Origin of the sequence: Janthinobacterium sp. PC23-8 (genome assembly GCF_002250505.1) — a bacterium.
Lineage (GTDB): Bacteria > Pseudomonadota > Gammaproteobacteria > Burkholderiales > Burkholderiaceae_D > Janthinobacterium.
Map to the genome: position 1 here is coordinate 176324 of NZ_NJGY01000003.1, position 18307 is coordinate 194630.

Annotated in this window: 14 protein-coding genes and 3 tRNA genes; 7 read left to right on the plus strand and 10 right to left on the minus strand. The window is 62.1% G+C overall.

The features are described from left to right. Positions 1–32 precede the first annotated feature (32 nt). The 3 genes from CD932_RS20265 to CD932_RS20275 all read right to left on the minus strand — a co-directional run bounded on the left by CD932_RS20265 (position 33) and on the right by CD932_RS20275 (position 3007). Positions 33–227: a hypothetical protein gene (locus CD932_RS20265; protein ID WP_094444620.1), complete on the minus strand. Its 195-nt coding sequence runs from the start codon at positions 225–227 to the stop codon at positions 33–35. Between the two features lies 1 nt (position 228). Next, positions 229–2478: an ATP-binding protein gene (locus CD932_RS20270; protein WP_094444621.1), complete on the minus strand. Its 2250-nt coding sequence runs from the start codon at positions 2476–2478 to the stop codon at positions 229–231. Positions 2479–2578: 100 nt separating this feature from the next. Beyond that, on the minus strand, positions 2579–3007 hold the full coding sequence (locus CD932_RS20275; protein ID WP_094444622.1) for a helix-turn-helix domain-containing protein: 429 nt from the start codon (positions 3005–3007) through the stop codon (positions 2579–2581). Between the two features lie 111 nt (positions 3008–3118). Here CD932_RS20275 and CD932_RS20280 point away from each other — a divergent pair, with 111 nt between their 5' ends. Next, complete coding sequence (locus CD932_RS20280; RefSeq protein WP_094444623.1) at positions 3119–3970, plus strand: SDR family oxidoreductase; 852 nt, start codon at positions 3119–3121, stop codon at positions 3968–3970. Between the two features lie 66 nt (positions 3971–4036). On the opposite strand, the gene CD932_RS20285 is transcribed toward CD932_RS20280, so the two are convergent. The 4 genes from CD932_RS20285 to CD932_RS20300 form a co-directional block, all read right to left on the minus strand. Beyond that, positions 4037–4121: transfer RNA gene (locus tag CD932_RS20285), tRNA-Leu, on the minus strand. Between the two features lie 68 nt (positions 4122–4189). Beyond that, a tRNA-Leu gene (locus CD932_RS20290) sits at positions 4190–4274 on the minus strand. Between the two features lie 128 nt (positions 4275–4402). After that, complete coding sequence (locus CD932_RS20295; protein ID WP_094444624.1) at positions 4403–5497, minus strand: NF038122 family metalloprotease; 1095 nt, start codon at positions 5495–5497, stop codon at positions 4403–4405. Positions 5498–5692: 195 nt separating this feature from the next. Beyond that, positions 5693–5777 (minus strand) — tRNA-Leu (locus CD932_RS20300). Positions 5778–6146: 369 nt separating this feature from the next. Between CD932_RS20300 and rnr the strand changes: the two genes are divergently transcribed. From rnr to CD932_RS20320, 4 genes are all read left to right on the plus strand, one after another. Beyond that, positions 6147–8615: a ribonuclease R gene (gene rnr / locus CD932_RS20305; RefSeq protein WP_094444625.1), complete on the plus strand. Its 2469-nt coding sequence runs from the start codon at positions 6147–6149 to the stop codon at positions 8613–8615. 3 nt (positions 8616–8618) lie between these two features. Next, positions 8619–9362 carry a 23S rRNA (guanosine(2251)-2'-O)-methyltransferase RlmB gene (rlmB, locus tag CD932_RS20310; RefSeq protein WP_094444626.1) on the plus strand — a complete coding sequence of 248 codons (744 nt, stop codon included), beginning with the start codon at positions 8619–8621 and terminating at the stop codon, positions 9360–9362. 202 nt (positions 9363–9564) lie between these two features. Then, entirely contained in the window at positions 9565–10314 is a 750-nt protein-coding gene (cysE, locus tag CD932_RS20315) for a serine O-acetyltransferase (RefSeq protein WP_094444627.1), read from the plus strand. Positions 10315–10330: 16 nt separating this feature from the next. After that, the gene (locus tag CD932_RS20320; protein ID WP_094444628.1) at positions 10331–11023 is read left to right on the plus strand and encodes a YceH family protein; all 693 of its coding nucleotides are present in this window, start codon (positions 10331–10333) and stop codon (positions 11021–11023) included. Positions 11024–11028: 5 nt separating this feature from the next. Here CD932_RS20320 and CD932_RS20325 read toward each other — a convergent pair whose 3' ends face one another. Beyond that, on the minus strand, positions 11029–12639 hold the full coding sequence (locus tag CD932_RS20325) for a DUF2875 family protein (protein ID WP_176461076.1): 1611 nt from the start codon (positions 12637–12639) through the stop codon (positions 11029–11031). Between the two features lie 44 nt (positions 12640–12683). Next, the gene (locus CD932_RS20330) at positions 12684–15014 is read right to left on the minus strand and encodes a DUF3274 domain-containing protein (RefSeq protein WP_094444630.1); all 2331 of its coding nucleotides are present in this window, start codon (positions 15012–15014) and stop codon (positions 12684–12686) included. A 297-nt stretch (positions 15015–15311) separates the two neighbouring features. Here CD932_RS20330 and CD932_RS20335 point away from each other — a divergent pair, with 297 nt between their 5' ends. Together CD932_RS20335 and CD932_RS29680 are read left to right on the plus strand one after the other, a co-directional pair. Next, a complete protein-coding gene (locus tag CD932_RS20335; protein WP_094444631.1) occupies positions 15312–15788 on the plus strand; it encodes a chemotaxis protein CheW in 477 nt (158 codons plus the stop codon). Between the two features lie 111 nt (positions 15789–15899). Beyond that, complete coding sequence (locus CD932_RS29680) at positions 15900–17528, plus strand: methyl-accepting chemotaxis protein (RefSeq protein WP_094444632.1); 1629 nt, start codon at positions 15900–15902, stop codon at positions 17526–17528. On the opposite strand, the gene CD932_RS20345 is transcribed toward CD932_RS29680, so the two are convergent. After that, positions 17500–18258 carry a DUF72 domain-containing protein gene (locus CD932_RS20345; protein ID WP_094444633.1) on the minus strand — a complete coding sequence of 253 codons (759 nt, stop codon included), beginning with the start codon at positions 18256–18258 and terminating at the stop codon, positions 17500–17502. The genes CD932_RS29680 and CD932_RS20345 overlap by 29 nt on opposite strands. Positions 18259–18307 lie beyond the last annotated feature (49 nt).

Here is an 18307-nt window from a genome sequence, read left to right on the forward strand (position 1 = left end):
CAAGCCGGTTGCCCCGTGTTGTTATGTCCCCATTATTTAACAAGCGCCGGTTTTTCGCAACGGCTATCTTTGTACGGTCCCGAGGCCAGCTCCCAGCCAAAGCCCAGGGTCGACTGGGCGCAGGACAGGGTGCCGTCGACCTTGCTGCGCCATTGGTACCAGGGCGCCGGTCCGCCCATTGCGGCGGTGCATGCCGCCAGCAGGGCGACCGCGATCAGGTATTTCATCTTATTCTCCAGCGGCTGTGCCGGCCTGCGGCGCCACGGCCGGCAAGTGCAAGGTAAACGTGGTGCCGGCGTCGCCGCTGGCCACCTCGATATGGCCACCGAGCACGCCGGTGACGATATTGTGCGCCACGTGCAGGCCCAGGCCCGAGCCGCCCGAACCGAGCCGGGTGGTAAAGAAAGGGTCGTAGATGCGCGCCAGGTCGCCGGCGGCGATGCCCCTGCCATTGTCGGCGATGGCGATGCTGATGCTCTCGCCAGCGACACTGGCGCGCGCCGTGATGCCGATGGCGCCGCTGTTCCTCCCTTCGAAGGCGTGGCGCACGCAGTTTTCCACCAGGTTCGTCAGCACCTGGCCCAGCGGGCCGGGGTAGCTGTCCATCGCCAGTTCCGGCGCCACGTCCTGCTCAAGCAGATGGCCGGCGCCCTTGAGCGTGGCCGACAGCGGCAGCATCAGTTCGGCGATGAACTGGCGCAGCAAAAAATGGCGGCGCTGCGAGCTGGCGCGGTCGACGGCGATCTGCTTGAAGCTCGACACCAGGTCGGCCGCGCGCTGCAGGTTACGCAGCACGATGGCGTCCGCTTCGCTGGCCTGCCCCAGGTAGCTTTCCAGTTCCGAGCGGCGCAAGCCGTCCTGGAAACCGGCCTGTAACCCCCGCGTGCGTTCGGCCATGGTAGTGGCCACCACCAGGGCGTTGCCGATCGGCGTATTGAGTTCATGCGCGATGCCGGCCACCAGCGCGCCGAGCGCGGCCAGCTTGTCGCGCCGCACCAGTTCGTCCCGCGTGATCGACAGGTGTTCGAGGGCGGCCGCCAGTTCGCGGTTGGCCTGTTCCGATTGTTCCTTGGCCAGGGTCAGCGCGGCCGTGCGTTTGGCCACCAGGTCTTCCAGGTGGCTGCGGTGGCGCTGCAATTCCTGCTCGTGGCGCATGCGGGCAATCGCGATGCCTGCCAGGTCGGCCGCCACGTCGATCAGCACCAGTTCCTGCGCTACGGGACTGCGCACTTCGCGGTAGTACATGGCGAACGAGCCCAGCACCTGCTCGTCCTGGCCGAAGATGGGCTGGGACCAGCAGGCGCGCAGGCCGAAGGCGGCGGCCATGCCGCGATACGGCGCCCACAGGGGATCGTGCTCGATATCGCTGACCACCACCGGCTTGCCGTGGAACATGGCGGCGCCGCAGGAACCGACGCCGGGGCCGATCTCCACATCGTCGAGCATGTCCAGGTACTGGCGCGGCAGGCTGGGACCGGCCATGCTGCGCATGCGCCGGCCGTCTTCATCGAGCAGCATGACGGAGCAATACACGCCGCGCGACTGGCCCTCGATCAGCAGCAGCAAACGATCGAGCGTGGGCACCAGCGGCGCGCCCTTGGCGATCATTTCCAGCAGCGCATTCTGGCCCGCGCGCAAAGCTTCGGCCAGGTTGCGTTCGGTCAGGTCGATGATGCGCGCGTGCACCAGCTGGCGGCCCGGCACCGACAAGCGCATCAGCCGGATTTCGCAGGCGATGGCGTGGCCGTCGCGGTGGCGGCACTCGGCGCGAAAGACGACGATCTTGCCTTGCAGGGTGTCCTGCATTTTTTCCCGCAACAGCCGGATCGAGGCCAGGCCGTCCGCTTGCCGGCGTGGAAAGACGCGCTCCATGCCGCCTTGCAGCAGGCTCGCTTGCGGCATGCCGAACATTTTTTCGGCCAGGTGGTTGGCGTCGATCAGCAGGGCGTTGTCGATGTCGAACAGCAGCACCGCATCGGGCGAGCCTGCCAGGATGGAGTGGTAATTGACCTCCAGCGTTTGCGGATGCACGGGGCGCGCCGCTGCGCTGGCATCGATGGACTCGGCCTCGGCCTCGGCGCCATGGGCCTTGTGCAGCGCCAGTTCCATCAGGATTTTTTCGGCCACGTCGCGCGCGTTGAACGGCATCCTGATGTAGTCGCTGGCGCCGGCGCCCACGCTGCGGCCCTGCTCTTCGGCGCTGGGCGAGGACGACATCAGCAGCAGCGGCACGCCATGGCGCTCGGCCGCATTGCGCAGGCGCAAACAGCTGGCGTCGATATTGCTGCCGGCCAGCGCCGCGTCGAGCAGGATCAGGTCGGCGCCGCCGGCGGCCAGTTCCACGCCGGCGTCGATATCGCCGGCTACGCCCGTACCCAGATTGTGCCGGTCCAGTACATACAGCAGTTCGCGCACATCGCTGGTGGCAGGACTGACCAGCAAGACCCTGGCCCGGTCGGAAGAGATCAACTGATTCATGGTGTCGCAATCATGACGCCTGTTGGTGGACCTAGTATTACATCAAGGCCAGTCACTGTAAACGTCACGTTGGTAATAAAAAGCAATATTATCGAGGCCTTCAAGCCGCTTGTTCCGTGCTCACGCTGCGCGCCAGGTCGGCGCGCGCCTGTTCGATGCGCGGGTAATTGTCTTCGATCCAGTCGACCAGCACGGCCAGCCGTTCTGCCGCCTCGCGCCCCAGTGGCGTCAAGCTGTATTCCACCTTGGGCGGTATCACCAGATAGGCCTGGCGCAGCACGAAGCCGTCGCTGCACAGGGCGTCGAGGGTTTGCGCCAGCATTTTTTCGCTGACGCCGCCCACCTCGCGGCGCAGTGCGCTGAAGCGCCGCGTGCCGCCGAGCAGCAGGACCAGCACCAGCACCGCCCAGCGGCTGGTCAGGTGGCTCAGCACGGCGCGCGACGGGCAGGCGGCCGCCATCAGGTGGGCGCCCTGGTTCTGTTCGGCGAGCGCGGCGCGCAGGCTGGCGCCGGGAGTATCGGTGGGCATGGGGTGGCCTGTAGAGCATGCATGTTAATACTTACCAAAAGGTACGTACTTACATTCGGTAAGTGATAGCGCTATTATAGATTTTTCTCATCCATACACCAAGGACTCATCATGATCGTCATCACCGGCGCCACCGGCCAACTGGGCCAGCACGTTATCGCCAGCCTGTTGAAAACCGTTCCCGCCAGCTCCATCGTCGCCGCCGTGCGCAATCCGGCCAAGGCCGCCAGCCTGGCCGCGCAAGGCGTGCAGGTGCGCCAGGCCGACTACAACGACGGCGCCAGCCTCGACGCGGCCTTCGAGGGCGCCAGCAAGATCCTCCTGATTTCGTCGAGCGAAGTGGGCCAGCGCGCTGCCCAGCACCAGAACGTGATCGATGCCGCCAGGCGCGTCGGCGTGGCGCTGCTGGCCTACACCAGCGTCCTGCGCGCCGACACCTCGCCGCTGGGCCTGGCGGCCGAGCACGTGATCACCGAAGCGGCGATCCGCGCATCAAGCCTGCCGTACAGCTTCCTGCGCAATGGCTGGTACCTGGAAAACCATACGGAACACCTGGCGCCGGTGCTTGAGCATGGCGTGGTGCTGGGCGCGGCGCAGGATGGCCGTTTCTCGTCGGCTTCGCGCGCTGACTACGCAGCGGCAGCCGCCTGTGTTCTCACCAGCGCGGCGCCCCGGGCGATCTATGAGCTGGCCGGCGACGACAGCTTTACCCTGGCGCAGTATGCGGCCGAAGTGGCGCGCCAGTCGGGCAAACAGATCGTCTACAAGGATATGCCGCAGGCCGACTTCAAGGCGGCGCTGGTCGGTGTGGGCGTGCCGGAAGGCTTTGCCGAACTGCTGGCCGATTCCGATGCGGGCACGGCCAAGGGTGGCCTGGAAGAGCATGGCAAGCAATTGAGTGCCCTGATCAAGCGTCCGACCACCAGCCTGGCCGATGCGGTAAAAGCGGCGCTGGCCAAATAAAAGGGAAGCGCCATGAAAAAAGCCGCAGACTGATGAAAGTCTGCGGCTTTTTTGCGAATCTGGTAATGGTGCCCACGAAGGGACTCGAACCCCCACACCCGAAGGCACATGGACCTGAACCATGCGCGTCTACCAATTCCGCCACGTGGGCATCTGTACTACTGAATGCGTGCTGCTTTTACTGCTTTGCTGCGGATAACAACGACAACTGCTCGCTGCTGGTGCCCACGGAGGGACTCGAACCCCCACACCCGAAGGCACATGGACCTGAACCATGCGCGTCTACCAATTCCGCCACGTGGGCATTTTCTTGCTCGTCGCTGCGTGTTCTGCAGCGACGGACAAAATCATAAGGGTTGGCGCGCATTCGGTCAATCAACATTTGCTGTTTTCTTCAAGAAAGACCTTTTTCACCTGAAAAAAGCGCTTTCCCTATGAAAACTGCCTGTTTTTATGGCGCAGCAAGCCCATTAATAACAATCCCAGGCACAGCAGGGGCAGGGTGCCCGGCACGGGCACGGCGAACAGGCTGACGTCCCAGCCGATGGCGTCCAGGGCGATCAGGTCGCTGGGACGCAGCACCAGGCGTTCGCCGTAGGCCACGGTCGGGTCCATGATGCCGAGGCCCAGCTGGTCACGCCAGTGGCTGGCCTGGCGGCCGTCGCCGTGGTAGGCGCCGTTGGAGAACAGGGGCCCGCGCGTGACGCCGCCATCGAGCGAAAAATACTTGTCGCGGTTGTCGGCCGTCCAGTCGATCACGCCGGCCGCCGTGCTCTCGGTCGAGTAGCGGAACAGGTCCAGCGGCGCGACGTAGGTAAATTCGGTATCGTCATATGGCCCGCCCAGCGGTGGCGAGTTGAAATCGAGAATATCGACGCCGCTGAGAAAACCCAGCGCGTGGCCGATCTCGTGCATGGCCACGCCGATAAAGTCGATGGCGTTGGCGGCAATGCCATTGCCGGGATCGAAATCAAACGTGAAGTCGCTATTGAACTGGATAAAGCCGTCGCAGTTGCCCAGGCAGCCGGGCAGCGACTGGCCGGGTGGCGCCAGGCCCAGCGCCTTGGCTTCGGCGTTGCTCATGAACAGGTATTGATTGTTGTCATCGCCATTGTTGTCGACGTAGGGCACGGGGCTGCCGGGACCGTTCGGATTGTTTGCCGTGTTATTGATCAGCACGCCAAAATTGTCGCCGCCTGGCAAGTGTGCCTGCGCCTGCCGGTCGTAGGCCGAGGTGACGTCCTGCGCCAGCGCATTGCGTACGTCGCCGTAGCGGTAAAACGCTTCGCTCGAACCGGTCTGGCCCAGGATGCTGCTGCCGAGCGAATTGAAGCCGACCGTCAGTTCGATGGTCACATTGTCGTTCAGTACGCGCGACCATCGCGCGGCTGCCGCCTGGAAGCCTTGCTGCGCCTGCAGCGAAGTGCCGGGAACGTATTGCAAATTGAAGATCGGTGCTGCCAGGCAAGTCAGGGGCAGGCTGATGGCCAGGCCGATCAGGAAGGAGGGAAGCGAGCGGGCTTTCATGGCGACTCCAGGGAGTGGGGAAGGAAGCCATCGCCACGCAAAAAGCGTGCTCGACTATAAAAATCAGGGACTTGCGTGAAAGACCGGGGTGTTGACGTCGTGGATTGTCAGAAATGCCGACAGCTTGAATGTGCGCGCAGAAATGAAAAAAGCCGCAAACCCGTGAGAGTTTGCGGCTTTTTGCGAATTCGGTAATGGTGCCCACGGAGGGACTCGAACCCCCACACCCAAAGGCACATGGACCTGAACCATGCGCGTCTACCAATTCCGCCACGTGGGCACTGATACTACTTGACAATAAACCTCGTCAATTCTGCTATTATAGCGACTTGAAGAGTTTTGCGCCAGATGAGCTTTCGCTCCATACTGCACATCAACCCTGTACCGCTTTCCTGTTACGTCGCGCCGATGAAGGCGTTACGCTGCAAGAGACAAGGATTATAGAGCAATATTTGCCGATGTCAAAGGGCTGGTGCATTTTTCCGCACATTTTCATCATGGGACGGGCCAGGCCTGTTCCCGGTACGCTGTCTGTTAGGCAAACCAAGGCGTCCTCCGGTACACTACGGCCTATCACCGTGTCGATTGACGGTGATGTCATCGGCCTGTTTTCCGTTTGATCACTGTCAATACAACTATAGAAATACTTTTGAGCCAAAATACCCACACCATCCCCAGCCGGGAGGACATTCTCGGCATATTCCGCAGCGTCAACGCGCCTCTCGATCCGCAGTCACTCGGGAAAACGCTGCAAGTGCATGCCGATTCCATGGAAGTGCTGGTTCGTCGCCTGAAGGCGATGGAGCGCGACGGCCAGCTCACCTCTGACGCCGGCGGCGTGTTCAGCCTGGCCGACCAGAGCGCTCTGGTGGCCGGTCGCGTGACCAGTCACCGCGACGGCTTCGGCTTTGTGATTCCTGACGACGCCAGCGCCGACCTGTTCCTGCCTGAAAAAGAAATGCAGAAAGTGCTGCATGGCGACAAGGTCATGGCACGCATCGTCGGCACCGACCGCCGTGGCCGCCCGGAAGGCACCATCGTCGAAGTGACTTACCGCGCCAATACCCATGTGATCGGCCGCCTGATCCAGGAAAACGGCACCTGGGTGGTGGCGCCGGAAGACCAGCGCATCGGCCAGGACATCCTGGTGAGCGGTTCGGTGGGCAAGGCGAAAGCCGGCCAGATCGTCAGCGTCGAGCTGACCGAACAGCCGATGCGCTTCAAGCAGCCGGTCGGCAAGATCGTCGAAGTGCTCGGTGCGCTGGACGACCCCGGCATGGAAATCGAAATTGCCGTGCGCAAATTCAATGTGCCGCATATCTTTTCCGCCGCCGCCCTCAAGCAAGCGGAGAAGCTGCCGTTCGAAGTGCGCGCCGCCGACCTGAAAGAGCGCGTCGACCTGCGCGACGTGCCGATGGTGACCATCGATGGCGAAGACGCGCGCGACTTCGACGATGCCGTCTACTGCGAACCGGTGAAGGTTGGCCGCGCCAACTGCTTCCGCCTGATCGTGGCGATCGCCGACGTCAGCCACTATGTCAAACCGAACGACGCGCTCGATACCGACGCGCTCGAACGCAGCACCTCCGTGTACTTCCCGCGCCGCGTGATTCCGATGCTGCCGGAAAAGCTGTCCAATGGCCTGTGCTCGCTGAATCCGGCCGTCGACCGCCTGACCCTGGTGTGCGACGCCGTCGTGACCGACAAGGGCGAGATCAAGGCCTACCAGTTCTACCCGGCCGTGATTCATTCGGCCGCGCGCCTGACGTATGACGAAGTGGCCGCCGTACTGGGCAACACCAAAGGTCCCGAAGCAGCACGCCGCGCCGATATCCTGCCGCACCTGCAAAACCTGGAACTGGTCTATCGCGCCTTGCTCAAAGCGCGTACCGCGCGCGGCGCCATCGATTTCGAAACCACCGAAACCTATATCGTCTGCAACAGCGCCGGCAAGATCGAAAAGATCATTCCGCGCACCCGCAACGAAGCGCACAAGATCATCGAAGAGTGCATGCTGGCGGCCAACGTCTGCGCGGCAGACTTGCTGCTGCGCCACAAGCACCCGGGCACCTACCGCATCCACGCCAGCCCGACCAAGGAAAAGCTCACGCAAGTGCGCACCTTCCTCAAGCAAGTCGGCCTGAACCTGACCGGCGGCGATACGCCGACGGCTTCGGATTACCAGACGCTGATGCAGCAGATCAAGCTGCGTCCCGACGCGGCCCTGCTGCAGACCATGTTGCTGCGCTCGATGCAGCAAGCCGTCTACAGCCCGGACAATATCGGCCACTTCGGCCTGGCGTATGAGGCCTATGCCCACTTCACCAGCCCGATCCGCCGCTATCCCGACCTGCTGACGCACCGTGCCATCAAGGCCATCTTGCAAGGCAAGAAGTACGAGCCGAAGTTGTCCGACAAGACCGTGCTCAACACCAACGTGTCGAACGCCACGCGCAAGCAGCAGGCAAAAGACAAGGCCGAAGGCAAGCCGAAGAAAGCCGATCTGACCATCTGGGATGCGCTCGGCGTGCATTGCTCGGCCAACGAACGCCGCGCCGACGAAGCATCGCGCGATGTCGAAGCCTGGCTCAAGTGCTACTTCATGCAAGACAAGCTGGGCGAGGAATTTACCGGCACCATTACCGGCGTGACCACCTTCGGCGTATTCGTGCAATTGGATACCCTGTTTGTCGAAGGCCTGGTGCACGTCACCGAGCTCGGTACCGATTACTTCCAGTACGACGATGCGCGCCATGAACTGCGCGGCGAACGCACCGGCAAGCGTTATCAACTGACCGACCGTCTGACGGTGCAGGTGGCCAGAGTCGACCTGGAAACGCGCAAGATCGACCTGCGCCTGGTGACCGAAGGGGAAGCGGCTGGCGAAGAAACCGGCGACAAGCCTGCCGGCGGCAAGCGCAATAAAAAAACCATGGTCAAGCCCGGTCCCGCGACCGAACAGCGCCATGAAATCAAGGCCGGCGGCGCCAATGGCGCTGCCAAACCGAAGCGTGGCAGGTCGTCCGGCAACAACAGCAACACCCCGGTCGCGGCGCCCGCCACGGCAGCGCCTCGCGCGGCAAGAACCGGTTCGAAAACAAGCAAGAAGAAACGATAAACAATGAAGAATAAAATGATTTTCGGCTTCCACGCCGTGACCTCGCGCCTGCGTCATGAAGCGTCGTCGGTGGAAGAGATTTTTGTCGACGCCAGTCGCGTCGACGGCCGCATGAAGGACATGATCGCCGCCGCCAAGGCCGCCGGCGTGCGCGTCATGCCCGTCGATTCGGCGCGCCTCGATAAAATCGTCGGCACCCGCCGCCACCAGGGCGTGATCGCGTTTGCCTCGCAGCTGTCGCTGGCGCGCAACCTGGACGAACTGCTCGACGCCGTCGACGGCCCGCCGCTGCTGCTGATCCTCGACGGCATCACCGACCCGCACAACCTGGGCGCCTGCCTGCGCGTGGCCGACGGTGTCGGCGCGCACGCCGTGATCGTGCCGAAGGACCGCGCCGTGGGCCTGAACGCCACCGCCGCCAAGGTCGCCAGCGGCGCCGCCGAGACCGTGCCTTACATCACCGTGACGAATCTGGCGCGCACCATGCGCGAACTGAAGGACCGCGGCATCTGGCTGATCGGCACCTCGGACGACGGCGAAAAAGGCCTGTACGAAGCCGACTTCACCGGCCCGACCGCGCTGGTGATGGGTTCCGAAGGCGAAGGCATGCGCCGTTTGACGCGCGAGACCTGCGACATTCTCGTCAATATCCCGATGTTCGGTTCGGTCGAGAGCCTGAACGTGTCGGTGGCATCCGGTGTGTGCCTGTATGAAGCCCGCCGCCAGCGCATCGCGCTGGAAGCCTAAAAAACGCCCATGGCGGCGTTGCACTGCCTCGCCGTACTAATCGTACTGTCTTCGGCAATGCGCCTTGCCCTGAACGTTTTTTAGAGCTTCCAGAAAATCAGCCGCCGCCCCCGAGGCGGCGCTTGTTTATCCGCTGCTCCAGCAAGCCCCCGCGCAATACGCTACCATTTGCATCCTGTCACCTTTAGTCGAACCACCTCCCATGTTCCACCACCTGCGCGAAGATATCAACAGCATCATTGAACGTGACCCGGCTGCCCGCAATGGCTGGGAGGTACTGACCTGTTATGCGGGCCTGCACGCCATCGTCATGCATGGCTGGGCGCACTGGTGCTGGCTGCGCCGCATGCAGTGGCTGGGGCGCTTTATCTCGTATATCGCGCGCATCATCACCGGCATCGAAATCCATCCCGGCGCCGTCATCGGCCGCCGTGTCTTTATCGACCATGGCTTTGGGGTGGTGATCGGCGAGACGGCCGTGGTCGGCGACGACTGCACTATCTACCAGGGCGTGACCCTGGGCGGCACCTCGCTGCACACGGGCAGCAAGCGTCACCCGACATTGGAGCGCGGCGTGATCGTCGGCGCCGGCGCCCAGGTGTTGGGCAGCTTTACGGTGGGCGCCTACGCCAAGGTCGGCTCGAACGCGGTGCTGTTGAAACCCGTGCCGTCCGGCGCCACGGCCGTCGGCAACCCCGCGCATATCGTGCAAAAAGACCTCAATGCCCTGCGCGAAGGCAGCACTGCCCATTTGTTCGCCGCCTATGGCGTCACGCCCAATGGCGACGATCCGCTGTCGAAAGCGCTGCAGGGCCTGATCACGCACGCCGTGGCGCAGGAGCAGCGCATCGAAACCATCCTGGCGACCTTGAAGCGCGCCGGCATTTGCTGCCAGGGCGTGCCCGAGTGTGATAAATTGGATACGGAACAGATGAACAAGCTGGTGGACTAGTAAAAGAGGATGACGCATGAGTACTGAAGCAAGCGCAGCAAACACCGATAATCCCAACCTGCTCGACCCGTTCGAGATCCGCGTGCTGGCCGTGCTGGCCGAAAAGGAAGCACTGACGCCGGACAGCTACCCGCTGTCGCTCAATGCCCTCACCAACGGCTGCAACCAGCTGTCCAGCCGCGAGCCGGTGATGGCCCTCACTGAGGAAACCGTGTACGACGTGCTGCAGCGCCTGATGCAGCGCAAGTTCGTCAACGGCATCACCCAGGCTGGCGCGCGCGTCGCCAAGTACGAACACCGCATGCGCATCAAATGGTCGCTGGAACAGGACAAGCTGGCCATCCTGACGATCTTGATGCTGCGCGGCCTGCAGACGGCTGGCGAGATCCGCAGCCGCAGCGGCCGCGTGCATGAATTCAAGTCCGTCGCCGACGTGGAATCCGGCCTGCAGTTCCTGATCGACAAATACCCGCCGCTGGTGGCCAAGCTGGCGGTGGCTCCTGGCGCCAAGGAACCGCGCTATGGCCATCTGCTGGGCGGCGAAGCAGCGCTGGCGCAGATCGAGACGGCGGCAGGTTATGCCGGCGCCGTCAGCGCGCCGCAGCAGGGCAGCAGGGTGGCCCAGCTGGAGCAGGAAGTGCTGCAGTTGCGCAGCGACTTTGATGGACTGGCGGCACAGTTCGAGGCGTTCAGAAAGCAGTTTGAATAAGTTGTTCAGTTCGCCGGATAATTCCGCGGATCGATCATCGGCGTGCCGTGGTGTGCAAACACGTCGCCGCCGTTCGGATGCTTCTGCGCGCGCCGCTTTTCCTCTGACGGCGGACTGACCAGCACAATCGACGCTTCCTGCGCATTGCGCAGGTTGACCGCCGCGCTGACGCCGCCGTCGCGGTAGCTGCCCATCACACCGATCGCCATCTGCACGAACAGCGTGGCCGCGCCCGTATTGCCCAGGCGCCGGTCGGTGTCGATCCATTGTGCCAGGTTGCCGCTGTCGAGTTCCGCGCCACCGTCTTGCGCGTGTTTCATCAAGGTCTTGTGCAAGGTGATCAGTTGTTGTGTATCGCCGCCGGTGGCCGCCACAAGGCGCGCCGGCGCCGCCGCCCGCTGCGTTTCGGGCAGGGTACGCAGCGCTTCCTGCCAGCCAGCCTGCAAGGCGCGCTCGCGCTGGTCACGGCGCGTCAAGGGCTTGCCGTGCTCGTCGACCATCTTGACGAAAATGGGACGGTGGATAAAGCCCAGGGTGGGCAGACGGTCGAGCTGCGCCAGCTGTTCCTTGTTGAAGGGTACCGGAAACCAGGGCGTCGGCTGCCATTGCCTGGGGGGATGGTAGTTGCGGCCATGGAGCTTGTCGAGCAGGCTGAAACTGCCGGTGCCGCGGATATCGGTGCGGCGCGCGAATTGGGCGGCGACGGGCAGCCATTCGTCGATCAGCGGTACTCTGCCGACGGGTGAATCCGGTTCCGGCCTGGGAACCTTGCGGGTCAATTCGTCATACGCCAGATACAGCCGGCGCGCCACGCCGAAGTTATTGAGGTCGTCGACACTGTCTTCGGGTGGCGCATCGTCAAACGCAAACTTGCGTACCGCATCGATGCGCTCGCGCCGGGCCAGCACGAACAGGGCGGAGGCGTCGGGCATTTCGGGGATGTAATAACCGTTCTTTAGTAGTTCGGGAGTATTGGGAAGACGGTTGCCATCACGTGACTCCATGCCGTCGTGCGAATTCAAGATTATGTATGGCACGTCCGGATGAGCATCAAAAAATGCAAATACCTCTTTCAGAATTCTGTCTGGATACTCGTCGAAACGCCTGGCGGCAGCGGTAAACAAATGCCAATGCATGCCGGACGAACTGGCACTCCCGGCCAATCCTGACCTGGGGGAATCGGGGCTATCCTGCATGTCGGGATCAGCAATTGGACCTTCAGCGTTAAACACAGGTACGGCAAAATACATAGGCGTATTGAGTGCACCATTTTCGAGCGTGTCACCAGCGCGACCTCCGCTGATACCGGCTTTCTCAAGACTATTCCAAGGGTATTTTTCCTTGTTCTGCTCACGAATGCTGGAATAGGCGTGCCCCTTTTGAAGAGCCTCCCATAGTTTTCCTTGCCGATATTTGTCCAACGTGACACCGAGGCCGATCACTTCCAGCACATACTCGCGCCGGGATTGTTCGCTGACAGGCGCCGTTTGTGTGATCGGCTTGACGGCGGGGACAGGGTTCCGTTGACTGAACCAGCGCGTGCCGAACAGGCTTGCGGCAATGATAGGTGGTATCAGCAAGAGCGATTGGAGGTATTTCCCGGTCTTGATGGCCATCGTGTGCTCCTGTAAGAATGACATGGGATCGGATGATAGATTGTTCATTTTGGAATATCATTGATGGCTCGACGGCTGAGGGGCGGGAAGACAGATTCGGTACGCCGTCCATTGACCGTTTCGCACACAACAGTCGATGGCATTCCTGCGAATAATGAGGGAACACAGGCGGGGAGTTCTCCAGAACTGTAATACCTTGCGTTGCCAAAGATGACAGCTTTGCGTTCTGCTGGTTCTGCAGACCAATATGGGGAAAATTTTTTCGTGAATGTATCCCATCGCAATATTGATGGACGAGGAATTTGGTCATTGGTCTTGAGCCGCCAATCCGCTACCGCACATAAGTATTCATAAAACCGTGGATCACTGCTTGCCTTGCCGCCACCGATGGCCACGTCATACGCCGTCACATTCCGGTGATTGTCCGCATTGCCGATAATTGCGCCGTGAAAGGACTTGGGACTGACCTCATGCTGCCAGCGCTTGCGCGCCTCGTTTGGGGTTTCCATGGCATCGATGTACAGCAGGTCGCCGCCTTGCGGGTAGCGCGCGACACGCTCCAGCCTGCGCCAATCGCCTGGCTCTTTGCCTCGATTGAGCGCTTGTTCCACCTGTTTGTGCGCAGCCGGGCTGAAAGGGCCATAGCCATGTACTGATTTCCGGTCATGCTCGGGACGTGGATCGTCAACGACTGCCCTTGGAAGTTGGCGCAAGCCGTCGCTGCTGGTCACGGCGATGGCCGCGTCGATCGGGTCGACCTCTTCGCACGGGCCTTGCTTCTTGGGCGGCAGCGCGGCCTGGCTTGATGTGGCGGGGAACTGGCCGGGACGCAGTTCACCGCCATCGAGCACGGCTGCCCTGGGCACGCGCAGCGCTTCGCCGTTGATGGTGCGCAGGCCGGCGCGGCGGCGCGCTTCGGTTGAAAAGATGTTCCATTTGCTCGGCGTGACGGACGGCCATTGGGCTTCGTCGTGGCTGGCGCGGTGGCCGCGGTTGGCGTCGGCCACATGGGCGTGGTCGTCCTCGCCGTCCAGGCGCAAGGCGTAATCGTGGGGCGGCAGGCCGACCAGCACCGGCCCCGTGGCTTTTTTCGCCGGATCGAGCCGCCGCTTGTCGGTGAAGACGCGCTGGTAAAAGCCCGCGCCCAGCTCGCGCAAGGGCTGGCGGCGCTGGTACTCCTTTTCCCAGTAGGTGGGGCCGTCGCCCCAGATGCTTTTTTCCGTCTTGCCTTTCGTCGTCGACAGGCAGTTACCTTCGAGGTGATCGGGCACGCCCTGCCAGCCGATGCCCTGCATATTGTCCAGCGCGACCGTCATGTCTTCCGGGCAAAAGTACAGATACACCTTGCCGCGGTTGTCGCGGTCCGCTTCGGCTTTCCACGGCGCGCCCGCCATGCCGTGGCACAGCGCATGGTCCTTGATCTGGCCGAAGGCGGGCGTGGCGTGCTTTTTTGCGACCAGGCCCTGCACGATCTGCACCAAGGTCTGCAATCGCGCATGGAAGGTCTGGCGGTTGTTGATGGCGGCATACTGTTCTGCCATGGCCGGGTCCTGGCCGCCGCCAAAGATGCGGCTCGTTTCGATGGTGCCGAAAAACATGGTGGTCTCTTCCACCAGGCTGTAGGGCGGATGGGTGAGGATCAGCGTGTCGGCCGGGCGCTGGCCTTCGTCCATCAGGAAAGCTTGCGCCAGCAGTGAAATCAGGCAGCCCTGGCTGTGGGCGATGATCGAGACGACATCGTTCTGGTCGTAGTCGCGGATCATGGCGATCAAGGCCGCCAGGCGTTTGGCGGCCAGCACCATGTACATGCGGCCCGGCGCCGTCATCAACGGCCGTACCGGGTCGCCACCCATGTCGATCGGCGAATACAGGCCCTTGTTCCACATGTCGGGCAGCGTATTGGTGGCGTTGCCGAACGGGCCGCCATTTTTCGACATGTCCTTGTCGAGCCGGTTGCCGTGGCGGTCCGTGTTCTGGCCGTTGACAACCTTGCTTGCATTGCCGCGTTCCCGGTAGCCCCAGTAAAACGGAATCACCGGGCTGTTGGTGGTCTCAAGCAGCTGGCGCTTGAACAATACCGCATCCGGGTCCGGCTCCACCGTGTCCTTTTCCTCGAGCTGCGGCAGGCGGTAGCTGGCGGGGCGCAGTATGGGCTGGCGGAGGTCGGCGCCATACAGGCGCGCGTTCAGGCCCTGGCACAAGCCTTTTTCGACGGCGCCAAAACTGGTGCCGACATCGTTGACGCCATGGATCACGATCACATTGCCGGGCAGCTCGCGCCGTATGCGCACGCGCGCCGGTTGATCGGGCGAACGCTCGCATTGCAGCAGCGCCTGCTCGCTGCCGGTCACATAAGGAATTTTCGGATACGTCATCGCCGCGCCTGTTTTCCATGCTGCTGGGAAACACAGTGTAGGGCGATGGCGGCTGTTGTCAGTCGCCGATTGGGGCTTGTTTGCGCTGGCGCAGTGAAAAAGCAGCCTGGAGCGGGATGCTGCTTCTTGATGCGCTTGCAGCAGTTGCTCCACACCGAAGCCTATGCGGCAAATCGATGGTTAAACAACATAAATTTCACAAATATGATAAATTAAATTTAAATATTGAATTTATTTTGAAATTTGGTTACTATCAAATTATCGTCAATTACTTGTCAACCAACCTGCGGAGATTCCATGGAACAGCACACCAATGAAGAGAAGTCCAGTCTGAGCAGTCTGGTATTTGGCTTGGGCAAAGAAGAATATGCGATCGATATCCTGCTGGTGCAGGAGTTATGCGGCTATGGCAAAGTGACCCAACTGGCCAACACGCCCGACTATTTCATGGGCGTGGTCAATCTGCGCGGCGTGATCGTGCCCCTGATCGACCTGCGCGTGCGCTTCGGCTTTGCCAGTCCCAGCTACAACGACAGCACGGTGGTGGTCATGCTGACCCTGTCCGGCAAGACCACCGGCATCGTGGTCGATAGCGTGGCCGATGTCGTCACCCTGGGCGACGCCCAGATCAAGCCATCGCCGGACATGAGCCAAAGCAGCGCCGCGTACATGCGGGCGATCGCGGTGGTTGAAGAACGGATGATCATCATGCTCGATATCGCGGCGCTGGTGAACGACCTCTGCCCGCAACAGGCAGCATTGCTGGCGGCTTGAGGAGCGTTGTGTGAAGCCGTCGGCTTGCCAGATCGCCCCTCGCTCCGGGGTGGCCCATCTCTGCCGCATCGCTGCTGGTGCAGCAATCTGATTTGATAGAGCGAGAACCGCATGAAATTGTCTGACTGTAAGCTGGGAGTGCGCCTGGGGCTGGGTTTTGGCGCCGTGCTGGTGCTGTTGCTGATCCTTGCCACGGTGGCCATCACCCGCATCAATTCCAACAATCTTGCCATTTCCAATATTATCAACGACCGCTACGCCAAGGTCATGCTGGCCCAGGCCATCCAGTTCGAGGTCAATGTGCAGGCACGCTTCCTGCGCAATGCCATCATCGGCGCCGCGGACAAGGCGGAAGTGGCGAGCATGCTGGAAAAAATTGCCGAGTCCGTCAAGAAGAATGACGGTTACAGCGAAAAAATGAAAGTATCGATACACAGCGAAAAAGGTCAGGCGCTGTTCGCGGCGATGGCCGACAAGCGCGCCCGCTATGGCGCGGCGCGCGGCGTGGTAATTCGTACGCTTCAAGAAGGCAAGGTCGCCGCCGCCGGCGCCTACCTGCTGAAAGAAGTGCGTCCGCCGCAAAGCGAATTCTTCGCCGCGCTGCAGGCGATGATCGATTTCCAGCAGTCATTGATGAAGCGGGACGGAGAGCAGGCCGAGGCTGACGGCAAAGCGGCTGTCGCCATGACCCTTGGCTTGTCGATAGGCGCCGCCATCATGGCCATCGTCATCGCGGTGCTCACCACGCGCTCGATCACGGGGCCGGTCAATCAGGCGGTGGCGCTCGCGCAGGCGGTGGCGGCTGGCGACCTCAGCCGTAAGATCGAGGTCAGCAGCGGCGACGAAATTGGCCTGCTGCTGCAGGCGCTGAAGGACATGAACGCCAGCCTGCTCAATATTGTCGGCCAGGTGCGCGCCGGTACCAACGAGATCGCCACCGCAAGTACCGAGATTGCGAAGGGCAATATGGACCTGTCGTCGCGCACCGAGCAGCAGGCCGGTGCGCTGGAGGAAACCGCCTCGTCGATGGAGGAACTGACCTCGACCGTGAGGCAGAACAGCGAAAATGCGCGCCAGGCCAACCAGTTGGCCCAGTCGGCCACGGACATCGCCCGCAAGGGCGGTGTGGTGGTGGCCAACGTGGTCACGACGATGGGCGAGATCAGTGCCTCGGCCAACAGGATCGCCGACATCATCGGCGCGATCGATGGAATCGCCTTTCAGACCAATATTCTGGCGCTCAACGCGGCCGTGGAAGCGGCGCGCGCCGGCGAACAGGGGCGCGGCTTCGCAGTGGTGGCGTCGGAGGTGCGCAATCTCGCGCAACGCTCCGCCGCCGCAGCCAAGGAAATCAAGACCTTGATTGGCGATTCGCTTGAAAAAGTCAACGCTGGCAACGAACTGGTACAGACCGCCGGCACGACGATGCGCGATGTCGTCGGCAGCATTGAACGCGTGACCGCCATCATGAGCGATATCAGCGCAGCGGGCCGGGAGCAGGAAACCGGCATCGAGCAGATCAACCAGGCGGTCACTGAAATGGACGCCGTCACGCAGCAGAATGCCGCATTGGTGGAGCAGGCGGCGGCGGCCACCGCCGCACTGGAGGAACAAGCTGCGCAACTGGCCCAGGTGGTGAGCGTCTTTACTCTCGACGGCAGTGCCGGCTCTGCACAGGCCAGGCCTGCTGGCAAACCGGTCAAGCGCGCTGTCAGGAAGGAAGTGGCACTTGAGTGGTAGCAGTGCTGAATGTGTTGTTCAGGCGTTGCTGCAGATCCAGCGCATTGACCAGGGCCGCACCCGACGCCGTATTATCGAAAATACACCAGCTGCCTGCCGCAGCTAGGCTGCGCAGTTCGGTGCTCAAGGACTCGAGAAATTCGGCGCAATAATCCGAGTAATAGATTTTCGGGCTGCCGTGCAGGCGGATATAAGCCTGCCCGGTGGTCGGCTCATGCGGCCCCGGCTGTCCGGCGGGCGGGTCGGCGCGTACGCGGGTGATGTGCCGTTCGCGCAGCAAGGCCGTGGCAGGCTCGGCGAACCAGCTGGCGTGGCGCGCTTCGAAGGCCAGCATGCACTGAAAATAGGCACGCAGCCGCGTGAAAAAATCTTCAGCCACGGCAGCGTCAAAACACAGGCTGGGCGGCAGTTGCACCAGCACGCAGCCCAGCTTGTCTTTCAAGTTGCCGGCCTCGCCGGCAAAACGCTCCAGTTCGGCCTCGCAAGCCTTCAGCCGCAGCGCGTGCGTGACCTGGCGCGGCAGCTTGACGCTGAAGCGAAAATCGTCGGGCACGCTGTCGGACCAGCGCGCATAGGTCGCCGGCTGGTGGGGGCGGTAGAACGAGGTATTGATTTCGGCACAGTTGAGCACAAGGCCGTAGCGCTGCAGATGACTGCCTTCGCCGGGGAAGCTGCTTGAGGCTGCGCTGGAAATACCCCAGCCAGCCGTGCCGATATACAGGGGATTCATGCCCTTATTACAGCAGAGGCAGTTGTTTGCGCCTGTCAGACGGCGCCTT

What these genes read in the sequence shown, in the direction of transcription:
- CD932_RS20265 (WP_094444620.1), bottom strand. Translation starts at nt 227, where the DNA reads ATGAAATACCTGATCGCGGTCGCCCTGCTGGCGGCATGCACCGCCGCA.
- CD932_RS20270 (WP_094444621.1), bottom strand. Translation starts at nt 2,478, where the DNA reads ATGAATCAGTTGATCTCTTCCGACCGGGCCAGGGTCTTGCTGGTCAGT.
- CD932_RS20275 (WP_094444622.1), bottom strand. Translation starts at nt 3,007, where the DNA reads ATGCCCACCGATACTCCCGGCGCCAGCCTGCGCGCCGCGCTCGCCGAA.
- CD932_RS20280 (WP_094444623.1), top strand. Translation starts at nt 3,119, where the DNA reads ATGATCGTCATCACCGGCGCCACCGGCCAACTGGGCCAGCACGTTATC.
- CD932_RS20295 (WP_094444624.1), bottom strand. Translation starts at nt 5,497, where the DNA reads ATGAAAGCCCGCTCGCTTCCCTCCTTCCTGATCGGCCTGGCCATCAGC.
- rlmB (WP_094444626.1), top strand. Translation starts at nt 8,619, where the DNA reads ATGAAGAATAAAATGATTTTCGGCTTCCACGCCGTGACCTCGCGCCTG.
- cysE (WP_094444627.1), top strand. Translation starts at nt 9,565, where the DNA reads ATGTTCCACCACCTGCGCGAAGATATCAACAGCATCATTGAACGTGAC.
- CD932_RS20320 (WP_094444628.1), top strand. Translation starts at nt 10,331, where the DNA reads ATGAGTACTGAAGCAAGCGCAGCAAACACCGATAATCCCAACCTGCTC.
- CD932_RS20325 (WP_176461076.1), bottom strand. Translation starts at nt 12,639, where the DNA reads ATGGCCATCAAGACCGGGAAATACCTCCAATCGCTCTTGCTGATACCA.
- CD932_RS20330 (WP_094444630.1), bottom strand. Translation starts at nt 15,014, where the DNA reads ATGACGTATCCGAAAATTCCTTATGTGACCGGCAGCGAGCAGGCGCTG.
- CD932_RS20335 (WP_094444631.1), top strand. Translation starts at nt 15,312, where the DNA reads ATGGAACAGCACACCAATGAAGAGAAGTCCAGTCTGAGCAGTCTGGTA.
- CD932_RS29680 (WP_094444632.1), top strand. Translation starts at nt 15,900, where the DNA reads ATGAAATTGTCTGACTGTAAGCTGGGAGTGCGCCTGGGGCTGGGTTTT.
- CD932_RS20345 (WP_094444633.1), bottom strand. Translation starts at nt 18,258, where the DNA reads ATGAATCCCCTGTATATCGGCACGGCTGGCTGGGGTATTTCCAGCGCA.